General features: G+C 52.0%; 10 protein-coding genes and 1 other annotated feature. Of the genes, 6 read left to right on the top strand and 4 right to left on the bottom strand.

The features are described 5' to 3' along the window. Positions 1–66: 66 nt before the first annotated feature. Positions 67–1512, bottom strand: coding sequence for a phosphodiester glycosidase family protein (locus tag CF651_RS08460; RefSeq protein WP_425436234.1), 1446 nt, complete (start codon positions 1510–1512; stop codon positions 67–69). A 365-nt stretch (positions 1513–1877) separates the two neighbouring features. Between CF651_RS08460 and CF651_RS08455 the strand changes: the two genes are divergently transcribed. From CF651_RS08455 to CF651_RS08430, 6 genes are all read left to right on the top strand, one after another. Next, positions 1878–2756, top strand: coding sequence for an RluA family pseudouridine synthase (locus CF651_RS08455; protein ID WP_094014419.1), 879 nt, complete (start codon positions 1878–1880; stop codon positions 2754–2756). 106 nt (positions 2757–2862) lie between these two features. Next, entirely contained in the window at positions 2863–4140 is a 1278-nt protein-coding gene (locus CF651_RS08450) for a LysM peptidoglycan-binding domain-containing protein (RefSeq protein ID WP_094014418.1), read from the top strand. A gap of 150 nt (positions 4141–4290) precedes the next feature. Beyond that, positions 4291–4570, top strand: a binding site (T-box leader). Between the two features lie 149 nt (positions 4571–4719). After that, a complete protein-coding gene (locus tag CF651_RS08445; RefSeq protein ID WP_094014417.1) occupies positions 4720–7389 on the top strand; it encodes a valine--tRNA ligase in 2670 nt (889 codons plus the stop codon). Positions 7390–7394: 5 nt separating this feature from the next. Further along, positions 7395–8771 (top strand): bifunctional folylpolyglutamate synthase/dihydrofolate synthase, encoded by a 1377-nt coding sequence (locus tag CF651_RS08440; protein ID WP_094014416.1) that lies wholly within the window; start codon positions 7395–7397, stop codon positions 8769–8771. Positions 8772–8778: 7 nt separating this feature from the next. Next, entirely contained in the window at positions 8779–10182 is a 1404-nt protein-coding gene (gene murC / locus CF651_RS08435; protein ID WP_094014415.1) for a UDP-N-acetylmuramate--L-alanine ligase, read from the top strand. A 252-nt stretch (positions 10183–10434) separates the two neighbouring features. Beyond that, a complete protein-coding gene (locus tag CF651_RS08430; protein ID WP_179232735.1) occupies positions 10435–11835 on the top strand; it encodes an SPOR domain-containing protein in 1401 nt (466 codons plus the stop codon). Between the two features lie 173 nt (positions 11836–12008). On the opposite strand, the gene tatA is transcribed toward CF651_RS08430, so the two are convergent. From tatA to CF651_RS08415, 3 genes are read right to left on the bottom strand one after another with little or no spacing between them, the layout of a single operon-like run. Next, positions 12009–12200 carry a twin-arginine translocase TatA/TatE family subunit gene (tatA, locus tag CF651_RS08425; RefSeq protein WP_094014413.1) on the bottom strand — a complete coding sequence of 64 codons (192 nt, stop codon included), beginning with the start codon at positions 12198–12200 and terminating at the stop codon, positions 12009–12011. A gap of 27 nt (positions 12201–12227) precedes the next feature. After that, entirely contained in the window at positions 12228–12956 is a 729-nt protein-coding gene (gene tatC, locus CF651_RS08420; protein WP_094014412.1) for a twin-arginine translocase subunit TatC, read from the bottom strand. 28 nt (positions 12957–12984) lie between these two features. Further along, the gene (locus tag CF651_RS08415) at positions 12985–14709 is read right to left on the bottom strand and encodes a GMC family oxidoreductase (RefSeq protein WP_094014411.1); all 1725 of its coding nucleotides are present in this window, start codon (positions 14707–14709) and stop codon (positions 12985–12987) included. Positions 14710–14720 lie beyond the last annotated feature (11 nt).

Here is a 14720-nt window from a genome sequence, read left to right as displayed (position 1 = left end):
AGAACGCCTTTGTGATGAAGGCGTTCTTTCTTTTTATCCAACAGGGTACCCGCGTCAGAGCACCTATTATGGTGTCTTGGCAGGTGTTGTTGTCGTCGGCGCTGTCGGTGTTGAAGGCGCGGTAGGCGTTGGTGTCGAGGTTGGCGCAGGGGTCGTCGTTGGCTTCGTCCCCGAATTTGTAGTTCCCGTTGCCCCCGTATTGCCTGTACCTGTAGGCTCTGTCGGCGTTGTCGGCTTGGTTGTGGTGCCGCTGCCTTGCGTTGACGTACCGGTGCCGCTGCCTGTAGAAGGCTGTGTTGTGCTGCCAGACGGCTTCGTGGGATTCGTCGTATCTTTTCCGGTCGTTGCCGGCGTTTTATCAGTTTCCGTTTCCTTCGTACTGTGTGTTGGAGTACTCGTCTTGCCTGTATCGGTTGTGCTGGAACCGGTATTGGTGGACTTCGTCGATCCTCCCGTTGTTGTCTCGGAAGTTTTCGTTTTGTCCGTTTCCGTCTTCGTCGGGGTCGGCGTTGGTGTTGGCGTCGGATTGCTTTTTTGCTTTGCCTTCAATTCGGCCTGTTCCCTTAGGAAGTCCGGATGGTCGTACGAGCCGCCGGCATCAATTTTGTCGATACCATCCCATACCCGGTTCGCGACGACGTCCTCCGGATTGGAGTAAACGAGGAACGCAGACGGCAGCCGTCTTTCGCCGTATCGGCTCGATGGCTTGGTAACCAGCTCGCCATTCACAACCATTTCGGACGAGGCGCCCCCATCCAGAAATCCGGCGTTAATGACGCCGTCCTCCATGAACATGTCCTGTACCTCTTTCAGCGTAGCACCCACGCTATGGGTTTGTCTTCCATCGATAACGATGAAAATAACGGTTCCGTCCGCTTTTTGACCGACGGCTGTACGTGGAGCACGGCTGTTATCATTAATAGGAAGCGGCTTGCCGTTGGCAATGACGCGCGGGTAGAAGGAAGCCGCTTCAGAGATGCCCATGTCCAGAAGCTCATTAATGGAATATTTGCCAATGATGAGCGTACCGTCCTTGGTGAATCCGACAATATGCTGCGGCACGGTGCCGTCCTGGTCCGTATAAATGACCGAGCCGCCGGAAATGACCGCACCCAATGCGGCAAAACCGTTCCCCAGTCCCTCTGGATCGTTAAAGCCCCCGGCATTGACACCGGCAACAGCTCCCGTCCGTTGAACCATGGAAGTAATTTTTTCCCCTTCACCCGATTTGGCCGGGGTCATAAGACGGATTGATTTCGGATCGTACACATACATCCGTTTCCCTTTCCAGAGCGTACCGGAGATGTCCTCGACCTTGATCAATTCGTCGATCGAACGGATTCTTCGGTTGGATGTTTTAATTAAGCCGGATTGCTGCCTCTCCAAGGAGTTACTCTCGACGAACGCCTGCATCTGGCGGACGAGTTCATCGCGGCGCTCGGCACCGACGAAGATCCATGCCCAATCCCTGTGCTGCGTAATGATGACGGTTTGAGCCATCCATTCGCGGATTTGCGTTCCCGGTCCGGTCAGGAACAGGAAGCTGGAGGAGAGAAAAGTAATCAGAGCGATAGACAGCAGCGTTCGTTTCAACCAGCTCCAATGTCGAATTTGGCGGCGCGTTGATTTCAAAAGTTGTATTCCACTACTCAACGTAAGTCCACTCCTGTTAATATAAAATAAGCAAAAATAGGATGAAAAAAACCAACCATATCTAATCTATTCTATCATATTTTCGCTATGTTTAATAGACTTGCACAAAGCAGGCAATCCGGCAGTCACTTTTGTCGGTGGGGACCTATTTTTGATAAACTAATTCTAAACTCGCATGCACAAAAGGTATTACCATGCTGCACATCAAAGGAGCTTAATGCGATATGATATCCTGGCAAAAAAAAGGGGAATGGCTTGAACTCAGGCTTCCCCGGCCGATCCAAAACGAAAACGACATGAAAGAGTATATCAGGTTACCGGATAAATTTCTTGGTAATTTAATCAAGGCTCAAGGTGTATCGTTGGCGGGAGCGCGTGCGCGTCTGAAGCTTTTTCCGAACGAACCGCTACAAACTATACCGAGGTGGTTCCCTTTAGAAGTGCTTTTTGAGGATGACTTTTGTTTGGTTGTCCTGAAGCCTGCCGGTATGAAGCTGCATACGGACGGCACACGCTCTGACGCGGAGCCGGTCACTTTATCGGAAGCCGTTGCCGGCTATTATGAAAGCACCGGCCAGGCCTGCAGGCCGAGACATATTCATCGGCTGGACGAGGATACGACAGGCCCTGTGCTTTTTGCGAAGCATGAGTGGGGACAATTGATTCTCGATGAAGCCATGCGCGAGAAGAAAATCGGCCGGGAGTACTGTGCCATTGTGCAGGGCAGACTCAAGCAGCAGCACGGCACGATCGATGCCCCTATCGGCAAAGACCGGCATCATGCCTCCCGAAGACGCGTTTCTCCTACCGGGGACCGGGCTGTGACTCATTATCAGGTCGCAGAGCAGTGGAAGGACGCCGCCTTGGTTCGTCTGAAGCTTGAGACCGGAAGAACGCATCAAATCCGGGTTCACTTGAGCTATCTGGGTCATCCGATCTGGGGGGATGCGTTGTACGGGGGACGCAAGGAAGGAATAGACCGGCAGGCACTGCACGGGGAGAAGCTCGTATTCAATCATCCCTTAACCGGAGAAAGAACAGAGATTGAGGCACCTTGGCCTCAGGATATGGAACGTCTTTATTCGTTTTTGCAAAAAATATAGTCATGCTCTCTCCGCTGGAGCCATATAACTTTATAGACAAGTGAAACTGACCGTCTCATGTTTTGTTATTGGTATGAGATGAGTTTGGCGGAGGGAGGACAAAACATTGGCTGAACAACAAAGCGGTTTGCGATTTGATATTTATGAGCGAGTGCATTTGTCAGAAGGGGTAGCAGGAATTAAGGAATTGGAGGATGTCGAGCTGGTGCCGCATATTCAAGTGCTGCCGCAAGGTGATCAGGCGCTGCTCCGAGGCAATTTGCTGCTTTCAGGAACCTATGTGGATGAGCAGGATGCTGTGAACCGGACATTGGAGCATTTGATTCCGGTTGAAATTACACTCCCAATGAATCGTGTGCAGCGAGTGGAGGATATTGCCGTCGAGATTGAAAATTTTGATGTCGATCTCCTGTCTACCCGAAGCTTAAATATTACCGGCGTGCTTTCCTTGAACGGTCTAGAGGTTGTTTCCGCACCGGCGGGGCAAGATTGGCAGGAGGTTGAAGAGGAGGTCGTGTTCGTACACGAAGTGCCTGATCCGCGCTTGGCGGAGCAGCCATATCATCCACCGCTGTATGACCAGCCACCCAATAACGAAGCGCAGCAGTATAGCAGCGACCCTCAATTTACGGATCCCCGTTATACGGGACAAAATAGCCAAGGGTGGCCGGGTCAGGCGTATGCCGGATATGATCAGCAGCATCCACAACAGCCGCAGTACAGCCCGTATTCCCCTCAAGGGTATGCTCAGCCGTACGCACCTCAGCATCCGTCTCAACAGGAATGGTCCAATCCGTCACTTGCCTATGCCGCGGCCAACCCGGTTCAAGAGCCGCAGGCAAGTGCTGAGGAGGATCAGCGGCAGTCCTTCACTTTGGAGGCGGGAGCCATCCCCGAACAGGATGCTGAGGCATCGGACGAAGAGCCAGCGGAGGAAGCCAGTCTGGTGGATGCATCCAAGGCTATGACAGCCGGTGAGACAAACGAGCCTCAAGTTGCAGAAGAGAAGAAGGAGCTGAAAATCGCATTCACAGGTAAAAAGGAGGAAGAAGCGGCGGTCCAGGAAAAACCGATCGGCTTGACGTCCTTACTGCAGAGTGCCGTAGCCAACAAGAACGAAATGAGGCAGGCGCAGGAAAAGCAGAATGAAGCGGAGCAGCCTCCTGCCAATGCAAACGATAAGCTGGAATGGAAAAAACTGCTTCTCAGCTCCATGAATGAGCAGCAGGAATTCCGGCGCGTGCGGCTGTGTATCGTGCAAAAGGAAGAGACGCTGGAGATCATCGCCAAGCGCTATGATTTGAATCCGCGGGAAATTGCTCTGTTTAACCGGCTGGGTGACACCGATTTGTCTGAGGGGCAAGTTGTTTATATTCCCAAATAAGTAGGATCATGCGCCTCAACTCCCGCATCCGGGTTTGGTTGGGGCGTTTTTTGGTTACAATGAGAGATATCGGTTGTTTTAGACGCATCCCGTATTGACTCTACCCTTAATGTTGTTTATCATAGGAATCATTATATGAAGTATATTGTTGTAACAACTTGGAAAGGGAGTAGTAGGCAGCCAACCCTTCAGAGAGTGGAATTGTTTCGCTGAGAGATTCCGCAGGATGTAACTGGCCGAAGTCGCCCCGGAGTTGCAAAGTTCAACGTACATCCTGTGCGATAGACTTTGCCGGTCACAGCCGTTATCTGTTGAAGTGCCGCAGGCTGGAGCACTCGTAAGCTAAGCTGTCATGGCTTGGTGACGAGGAGCTGATTGATGTTTGCGGAAAAAAGGTGGTACCACGGAAGCAAATCCTTTCGTCCTTTGCGACGGAGGGATTTTTTTGTGTTAAAGAGTTGATATCGTATGGGCTCTATAAGCTTCGCAGCACCTTGACAAACGCATGCCGCTTTGAACGACGGCGAAGCAGTTTATCCTTGGTTGTGATTTGAGTATGCATAATGGAGGTTTATCAAGATGGAAGAAACCAAAACAACGCAGGCAGCGACTTCGATGCCAACGACGTACGACCCTAAGGAAGCCGAGAAAAAATGGTACGGCTACTGGCTGAAGGGCGGGTATTTTAAAGCCGGACAGCGTCCGGACGTGGAGACGTATACCATAGTCATTCCGCCACCGAACGTAACGGGGATGCTGCACATTGGACATGCGCTTGACTGCACCCTGCAGGATATTATGATCCGAACCAAAAGGATGCAGGGCTTTGATACGCTATGGCTGCCAGGCTCGGACCACGCAGGGATCGCTACGCAAACAAGGGTAGAGCAAAAGCTGCGCGAGCAAGGCGTTTCTCGTCATGATCTGGGTCGTGAGAAGTTTTTGGATAAAGTTTGGGAATGGAAAGAGCAGTATGCGGAGTCGATCCATGAGCAATGGGCGAAAATGGGCTTCTCGCTCGATTATTCCCGTGAACGGTTCACCCTGGATGAAGGCTTGTCCAAAGCGGTACGCAAAGTATTCGTACAGCTGTATGAGAAAGGTCTCATCTATCGCGGCAATTACATTATTAACTGGGATCCGGCAGCACGCACGGCTCTTTCCGATATCGAAGTGGAATATAAAGAGGTGCAGGGGAACCTGTATCACTTAAAATACCCGGTGAAGGACAGCAATGAGTCCATTACAGTCGCTACAACCCGTCCGGAGACGATGCTGGGCGATACGGCGGTAGCTGTACATCCGGAAGATGACCGGTATAAGCACCTGATCGGCAAAATGCTCGTGCTTCCGATCATCGGACGCGAAATTCCGATTATTGCGGATGAGTATGTAGAGAAGGAATTCGGAAGCGGTGCGGTTAAAATTACGCCGGCCCATGACCCGAACGACTTTGAAGTGGGCAAACGCCATGACTTGCCGCAAGTGCTGGTTATGGACGAAGGCGGTCAAATGAACGCGAATGCGGGCAAATATCAAGGATTGGACCGTTTTGAATGCCGCAAGCAAATCGTTGCCGATATGAAAGAACTTGGCGTCCTTGTTAAAATTGAGGAGCATGTTCATCAAGTCGGTCACAGCGAGCGCAGTGGTGCGGTGATCGAGCCTTATTTGTCCACCCAATGGTTTGTCAAAATGAAGCCGCTCGCCGAACGTGCGATCGAAGCGCAAAAATCCGGCAAAGGCGTCAACTTCGTGCCGGACCGGTTTGAAAAAATTTATTTGAACTGGATCGAGAATGTCCGCGACTGGTGTATTTCCCGTCAGCTGTGGTGGGGACACCGGATTCCGGCATGGTACTGCCAGGATTGCAATGAAATTCATGTAGAGCAGCACGATGTAACGAAGTGCTCCAAATGCGGAAGCGAGAATCTGCGTCAGGACGAGGACGTTCTGGATACTTGGTTCAGCTCCGGCCTATGGCCTTTCTCCACACTGGGCTGGCCGGATGACACGGAAGATATGAAGCGTTTCTATCCTACGAGCCTGCTCGTAACCGGATACGATATCATTTACTTCTGGGTAGCCCGGATGATCTTTACCGCACTCGAATTTACAGAGCAAATTCCGTTCAAGGACGTACTGCTGCACGGCTTGGTTCGCGACGCCGAGGGTCGTAAAATGTCCAAATCACTCGGCAACGGGGTAGACCCTCTGGAAGTGATCGAGAAGTACGGGGCCGATGCGATGCGCTTCATGCTGTCGACGGGCTCAACACCGGGGCAGGACTTGCGCTTCCGTTGGGAAAAGGTCGAACAGGCACGCAACTTTGCCAATAAAATTTGGAATGCCTCACGGTTTGCCCTGATGAATCTAGGCGAATTCAAGGTGGAAGATATTGATTTGAGCGGCAAGCTGAGCACGGCGGACCGCTGGATTTTGCATCGCTTGAACGAAACGGTTCGCGATGTGACGAGACTGATGGATTCGTATGAGTTCGGAGAAACCGGCCGATTGCTGTACAATTTCATTTGGGACGATCTGTGCGACTGGTATATCGAGTTCAGTAAGCTTTCCTTATACGGAAACGATGCGGAAGCGAAGAAAACTACCCAATCCGTACTCGCCTATGTACTGGATCGGACACAGCGCTTGATCCATCCGTTCATGCCGTTTATTTCCGAGGAAATATGGCAGCATCTGCCGCATGAAGGGGAGACCATCACACTGGCGTCCTGGCCGGTATTCGAGGCCCGTTTCGAAGCATCGGATGCGGTAAGCGAGATGGAGCTGCTGATGGACATTATCCGTACCGTTCGGAACATCCGTGCGGAAGTGAACGTGCCGATGAGCAAAAAGATCGAGCTTCTCGTAAAGCCTTCAAGCGAAGAAACGCTGGCGATATTGCAGCGCAATGAGGAATACATTCGCCGCTTCAGCAATACGTCGCTTCTGGAGATTGGTCTAGATCTGACGACACCGGATAAAGCGATGACAGGCATCGTCACAGGTGCGGAGCTATACTTGCCGCTGGCCGGCCTGATCGACATTTCGCAGGAAATCGCACGTTTGGAGAAAGAGCTTCAAACGCTGCATGGCGAAGTGGAGCGCATTGAGAAAAAGCTGGGCAACGAAGGCTTTGTAGCGAAGGCGCCGGCGAAGGTGATCGAGGAAGAGAAGGCGAAGCTGGCCGATTATGCGGACAAACGCGACAAAGTCATTGCCCGTTTGGCGGAGCTGAAAGGGTGAGTTTGATGAGCGAAGAAAACACGCAGGGTACAGGCGGTTTTCAGAATGCGGCGGATGCGGTCGAGTGGATCGTGCATTTGGTCCCGTTCGGAATCAAGCCGGGCCTCAAACGGATGGAAAAGCTGATGGAGCTGCTGGGCCACCCGGAGCGCCGCTTGAAATTCATTCATGTGGCCGGCACGAATGGGAAGGGCTCCGTCTGCGCCTTTTTGAGTGAGGTCATCAAGCAGGCCGGTTATGATGTAGGCACCTTTACGTCTCCGTATATTGAAAAATATACGGACCGTATCCGGCTCAATGGTGAAAATATTGCGGATGAGGATCTGGTCCGTGTTGTCAATAAGGTTAAGCGGTTGGTCGAGCAGGTCGCTGCGACGGAACTGGGCCAGCCGACCATGTTTGAAGTGTCCACGGCCTTAGCTATCGAATATTTCGCTCATGTCGCTTATCCGGACTTTGTTGTTTGGGAAACCGGCCTGGGGGGAAGACTGGATTCCACAAACATTGTTACACCTATCGTGACAGCGATCACGAATGTCGGCCATGACCATATGGAGATTTTGGGCGATACACTGGAAAAAGTGGCTGCCGAGAAAGCGGGAATCATCAAGGCGGGAGTGCCTGTCGTTAGTGCCGTGGATCAGCCCGAGGCGATTGCGGTTTTGGAGCGGGTGAGCAGGGCGAAGCAAAGTACCTTATATTTGAGCGGCCGCCATTTCCGTTATGAAGCGATCGCGGATCGGGAAAATGACCAGTCGTTTCATTTCTTCGGGCCTTTCCGCGGCATTCCGAAGGTCGGCATATCCATGAACGGCAGACATCAGCTGCAGAACGCTTCGGTTGCACTCATGACGCTGGAGGTGCTGCGCCAATATTATGCCCTGATCGTTGAGGATGACGTGCTGTACAGCGCGATGAAAGCAACGCAATGGGCAGGGCGCCTGGAGATGATCAGCCAATCGCCTAGAATGCTCGTTGACGGGGCGCATAACCCCGAGGGTGGGGCCGCCCTGGCTCAAGCTCTGCGCGATACGTATGCATACAAAAATTTGCATTTTGTGATGGGAATGCTCTCTACAAAGAATCATTCCGGATATTTGCAGCATATACTACCATTGGTGGATACACTCATCCTTACCGAGCCGGATTGGCATAAGAAGGAGGATGCTGCCAAGCTAGCCGAGCTGGCCAGGACGCTGCTTAAGGAAATGGGCCGCACCGATGTGGAAGTGATCGTAGAACCGGATTGGAAAGCGGCGCTGGAGCTGGTCAAGGGCAAGACAGCACAAGACGACTTGGCTGTCGTTTCCGGCACATTATATTTAATAGGTGATGTTCGTTCCTGGATCGTACATCAAACCGATTCTGAAAAAGGCTGGTGAGAGCGGCGTGAATACATCTGAGCACATCCATTTTATCGGAATTGGCGGGTATGGTATGAGTGCTATTGCCAAGGTGATGCTGGAAATGGGCTATCAAGTATCAGGTTCCGATTTGGCTCGGCAGGAGCTTACTGAAAAGCTTGCTGCCAAGGGAGCGCAAGTTTTCATAGGCCATGAAGCGGATCATGTAAAAGGGGCGGACGTTGTCGTGTATTCGACGGCTTTGTCCAAGGATAATGTGGAGATCGCGGAAGCCCAGAAGCTGAACATTCCGATTCTTCACCGTTCCCAGATGCTGGGCCGCCTCATGAATACGAAAAAAGGCATTGCCGTTGCAGGTGCACATGGGAAGACGACAACGTCCTCGATGATTGCGCTTGTATTGGAAGGCTGTCAGAAGGACCCTACCTACATCATCGGCGGAGAGATTATGAATTTGGGTAGCAATGCCAAGGCAGGCCAAGGGGATTGGGTGGTAGCCGAGGCAGATGAGAGCGACGGCTCGTTCCTTCAATATCATCCGTATATTGCATTGGTGAACAATATTGAAGCGGACCATTTGGAAAATTACAACGGTGACTTTGAAAATTTGAAGCATGCGTATGCTCAATTTTTGAGTCAGGTAAAAGAAGACGGCAAAGCGGTTGTCTGTAAAGACGACGCTTACCTGCGGGAGATGATCCCGCAAATCCATAGTCAGGTGATTACTTACGGGATCGAAGACGATGCCGATTATATAGCCCGCAATCTTGAACTGGGCGACCGCAAGGCGCGGTTTGATGTGGAGTTCCAGGGCAAAGCTCTAGGAACGATCCAGCTGTCCGTTCCGGGCAAACATAACGTATATAATGCAATGGCTACACTGATTACATGCCTGGAGGCAGGACTCTCGTTCGAGCAGGTAGCCGAAGCCATTACGGAGTTCCGCGGTGCCAAAAGACGCTTCCAGGTGCTTGGGGAAGTGGATGATATCCTCGTAATCGATGATTACGCTCACCATCCGACGGAAATTGAAGCGACAATCAGTGCGGCAAAGGCAACCGGGAAACGGATTGTTGCCGTGTTTCAGCCTCAGCGCTACACGAGAACGTATTTTTTGTTCGAGCAGTTCAGCCGCGCTTTTCCCGATGCGGATGAAGTTATCATTACAGATATCTACTCCCCTGCGGGTGAGAAGCAGATCGAGGGCATTACCTCCGCGAAGCTCGTAGAGCTGATTCGCCAGAACAGCAATGCGAATGTCCGGTATATACCGAGTAAAGAGGAAGTGCAATCCTACTTGCTTGGCACTGTAGCAAGCGGGGATCTGGTGCTCACAATGGGAGCAGGAGATATTTGGAAGGCAGCCGACGGTTTGGCGAAAGCGCTGGAAAGCGGCGCAATGGAGCAAAATGAAAAACGACAAGCCTAACGACATGTAGGCTTGTCCAAGGATAAACGACTTCGCCATCTTCCAGATGGCATGCGTTTGTCAAGGTAGACGAAGGTTAGGAAACTTACACTTTCTGATCTACTGGACAAAAGACAAGACACGGGGAGAAGTAGCCTGTGTCTTGTCTTTTTTCCGAAGCAGCCGGTTAGTCTTGATTTGCAAAGCCTGTTCTATTTCCTGCGATCCTTTCATAGTCTATTAATACAAAAAATGGACAAGGGAGATGCCGAAATGAACAAAGCCAAAATGACCTTTCGATTTGACCACGACCCTGGGCGTCAACGCGGCGCCGATCGTATAGTGAAAGAGTCTCAGCCTACGGTCATTCCGCTGCGCAATGAGGAATACCGGGTTTTGGATGAGAAGCCGGATCCAAGCGATACGCTTCAGCCAGCAAACCTGGAGCAGGCATCCGTCTCTATAACGCCGCAGCCTGCGGGAGCTTCACAGTCGCCCTTCATTGATGGCCAAGCGTTGAATCAATACACGACGGATTTCGGGGGCTGGCAAAGCTCGTTCGATATCGAGACCCAGCGGGTAGAGAAGCTGATTCGAGATTCGGGCGGCTCTACAATGCCGCAAGGCACGTCGGTTCATCCCGAGTCCGGGTATATAGATACCAGGCAAGCGGATAGTAAAGACAGCATAGGCCATCAGGAACGCTATGCTCAGCCGGAGCTTGAGCCTCTTCGGGATCATCGGTGGTATGTTCCGGAAGAGACCGCCTATATTACGAAGCGTCCGGGCTCGTCGTGGATCAAAATCGTGACGTCCGTCACGGGTGCGGTGATTACGGGGGTTGCCTTCGGCTTCTTCGTGCTCTCGATGTTTTCCGATGATGCCAAGGACACACAGAATGCGGCAAAGAGCAATGTGCCTTCCGGTCAGTCTTCTTCTGTGGCGGCTTCCACCTCACCCGCCGGAGATAAAACAACGGCAGCTGCCGGAGCCAAGGCGGCAGGAGGCGGTACGGCGGCTTTGACATCCAGTGCGGCGACAGTAGCGGTCAATATCGGAGCCAAAACCTACAGCTTCCTGCAGAGCGGTGTATTCAGCACGTCTCAAAGTGCGGATGCGGCTCAAGCCGATCTCAAAAAGAAAGGCTTCGGTGCCGTAAGCGAGGCAGGGGATAAATATCCGGTATACGTAGGGATGAGTTTGACACGGGATGATGCACTCGGCTTGGCACAGCAATTCCAGCAAAAGAAAATGGATGTGCTGGTGAAGAGCGTGGAGCTGCCGGCAGTAAGCAAGATGAAATGGAGCGGCAAGTCTTCTGATGCCTTCGCCTCTTATGTTTCGCAAGGGGATAAGCTGCTCGGGCTTATCGCACCGGTAACAACGGCCAAGTTGGCAGAAGCCAAGCCGGGGCCCCTATCGGATGCATCGGTGCAGTCGATCAAAACCGCGCACCAGACGTGGACAGGGCTGACCGCAGCCGCGACAGAGGGATTGGCCGACGATGCCAAAGCAGCTGTGCAAAAAATGAATACGGCTCTGAACACGGCCGTCGTGTCGTTGGATGAATACAAAAAGAATCCGGCTCCATCGTACATGTGGCAGGCACAAACGGCATTAATGCAGTACGTCATTAGCCAAAAGGAGCTGCGTAAAGCGGTATCGGTACAATAAATAAGTGGTGAGGTACGAGACAATCGCTTGTAGAGTCAAAGCTTCCCTCCGGAATCATTCAAAAACGGAGGCGTCGTAGAAAAATGGAACAAGCCGCATGGACGAAGGTCGTCTTTGCGGCTTGTTTGGTTTGTTTTTCCGAAAGGCGCGGTAAGCACAATCGTTCTTAGCTTTTAGAGCAGCTGCTTAGGCTCTTCGCGGGGCTTCTCGACTTCATCCTCCACGATGCCGCGCGTGGAATTGCGGAATTCACGAAGCGTATCGCCAAAAGCGCGTCCGAGCTGGGGAAGCTTGGCCGGGCCAAACACGATTAATGCGATGGCCAGGATAATAATCAAGCCTGAAATGCCGATGTTGTTAAACATGCGAATCACTCCTTGATTCAGAATAGGTTAACCGCTGGGCAGCGGCTCCTTCATCGACCGGTACTGCCAGCCGGAGACGAGAATGCTGATTTCAAACAACAGGATGAGCGGAATGGTGACCGACAGATGAGAGAAAAAATCCGGCGGCGACAAGCAGGAGCCGACAATGGCAAGCCCAACATACGCATGCTTGCGTACTTTTCTCAGCACGTCCGGAGTAACCAAACCGATCTTCGTCAGAAACAGGATGACGACGGGGAGCTCGAAGGCAGTCGACAGCGGAAACACCACATCGAACAGAAAAGTGAAATATTTGTCGATTCCGTACGTTTCCACCGCTCCGATACTTTTGTTCATCCTCATCATGAAATGCACCATCATCGGAAAGACGACGAAATAGCTGAAGCACAGCCCGGTCAGAAACAGCAGAAACGAGGCAGGAAGGTAAACGAGCGTGCCGTTCGCTTCCTGCTCGGTCAAGCCCGGGCGTGCAAAAGCCCACAGGTGATAGAACAGGACGGGAAGCGTGAACAGAACCGCAAGCAGCAGCGCGCATTTCATATAAATGAACAAGCCGTCCGTAAACGAGAATACGTTCCACTGAATGTTGGCGGCCGTAGGCTGGGATTTGATAAATCGCAGGAGGGCAGGGGCAGCGGTAACGCCCCCGCCGAAGGTGAGTATAAACCATCCTGCTACAACGATCAGCCTTTTGCGGAGCTCCGTCAAATGTTCGATCCATTCCTGGTTTTCCATGTGAGCACCTGCCATTCCCAAAGGAGGCTTAGACGAGTGAGCCGCCGCCTTTTTTGATATAATTGATAACGCCTTCCGCTGCCCGATAGGCCAGCGCCCCTACGGTAGCAGTCGGGTTATAGCCGCTGTTATGGGCGAAGGCGGATGCACCGACCACAAACACATTTTCTGCATCCCACATTTGTAAATAATTGTTGACCGCCGATGTGCCGGGGTCCGCACCCATGACCACGCCCCCTGTATTATGGGTGGATTGGTAAGGTACGATATTATAAGGCTTTAACTGGTCGGAGGAGCCCATGTTGGTAGGAGCCATTTCCTTCATGATGGCCGTTGATTTGGTTGCAAGAAACTTGACCATTTCCCGGTCCTGATCCTCGAAATCAAACGTTACCCGAGGTAGCGGAAGTCCGTAAATGTCCTTGTAAGTCGGGTCCAGATCAATATAATGATGTCTCCACGGCATATTGGAGCCTTGAGGAGAAACGGTGATCGTACGATTTGCATAAAATATCGATTTTTTCTTAAATTCTGCGCCCCAGCCCGGGGTTCCGGCAGGAACCGAATTATTGGCAATAGGTCTTTGGCCTGCCTGGTACACGCGGATGCCGGCGCCATGGATAAAGTTCAACGGCCCGTGGTCGAAGTTATCCCCGTTGAAATCGTCGACCTCCATGCCAAGAGCCCCTGCCCCTGCGTACAGGTTGAATTCCTTATCATCAAAGAAGCCGGTTGCGGAACCTCCCTGTACCTGATAAGCATAGTTTCGTCCGATAACCCCGTTGCCTGTGGCCGGATCGTATGGCTTGCCGAGCTTGGACAGCAGCAAAAGCTTCACGTTATTGAACACGTAGCTGGCCATGACCACAATATCGGCCGGCTGTTCGAACTGTTCACCGGTTACGGTATTCACATAAAGGACACCGGTAGCCTTTTTCCCGTCATTGAGAACTTGGATGACATTGGAAAAGGTGCGAAGCTCGTAATTGCCCGTTTTTTCAGCAACAGGGAGCACGGTAACGACCGGATCCGCCTTTGCGCCGTATTCGCAGCCGAACCGCTCACAGAAGGCACAATATTGACAGGCGGCACGAGTAATGCCATCCGGGTTGGTGTATTGCTGGGACAAGTTTGCAGAAGGGCCCATGTAAGGGTGCAATCCCAATTTTTTGCTCGCATCCTCGAACATTTTCAATATAGGCGTTTTAATCATCGCGGGGGTTGGAAATGGGGCGGACCGTTTGCCGATTGTAGGATTTTCATCCGAATCGCCCGAAATGCCCGCCATATTCTCGTATTTCAAGAAATAAGGCTCCAGCTGGTCATAGGTGATGCCCCAATCCTGAATCGTCATTCCCGCAGGAATTTTGTTTTTTCCGTAACGCTCCACCGTTTTGCTGTAAATTTCAAAATCGTATGGGAGGAAGCGGAACGATTGACCGTTCCAGTGAATGCCCGAGCCTCCAAGCCCTTCTCCCAGCAGGAACGATCCGTAGGTTCGCATCGGGACCGCAGTCAATTTCTCCGTGTTCCGGAAGGTGACCGTCTCCTTGGATAAATCCTGCATCAAATCATAGCGCTGCGCATAACGCAGCTCATCATGCACCATATAATAGTCCGTTGTCGTACGCGATTTGCCGCGCTCGAGTCCAACCACTTTCGTACCCTGCTTGGCAAGCTCCGCCGCGATAATGCCGCCGACCCAGCCCATGCCTACGATCACAACCGGTACCTTTGGTAGTTTAGTCGCCATGCTCTTTCACC

The organism is Paenibacillus rigui, assembly GCF_002234615.1.
GTDB classification, from domain to species: domain Bacteria; phylum Bacillota; class Bacilli; order Paenibacillales; family NBRC-103111; genus Paenibacillus_S; species Paenibacillus_S rigui.
This window is presented reverse-complemented; position numbering and strand designations above follow the sequence as displayed.

Excerpts from the sequence above, each read along its gene's own strand:
- CF651_RS08455 (WP_094014419.1), top strand. The coding sequence starts at position 1,878 with ATGATATCCTGGCAAAAAAAAGGGGAATGGCTTGAACTCAGGCTTCCC.
- CF651_RS08445 (WP_094014417.1), top strand. The coding sequence starts at position 4,720 with ATGGAAGAAACCAAAACAACGCAGGCAGCGACTTCGATGCCAACGACG.
- CF651_RS08440 (WP_094014416.1), top strand. The coding sequence starts at position 7,395 with ATGAGCGAAGAAAACACGCAGGGTACAGGCGGTTTTCAGAATGCGGCG.
- CF651_RS08430 (WP_179232735.1), top strand. The coding sequence starts at position 10,435 with ATGAACAAAGCCAAAATGACCTTTCGATTTGACCACGACCCTGGGCGT.
- tatA (WP_094014413.1), bottom strand. The coding sequence starts at position 12,200 with ATGTTTAACAACATCGGCATTTCAGGCTTGATTATTATCCTGGCCATC.
- tatC (WP_094014412.1), bottom strand. The coding sequence starts at position 12,956 with ATGGAAAACCAGGAATGGATCGAACATTTGACGGAGCTCCGCAAAAGG.
- CF651_RS08415 (WP_094014411.1), bottom strand. The coding sequence starts at position 14,709 with ATGGCGACTAAACTACCAAAGGTACCGGTTGTGATCGTAGGCATGGGC.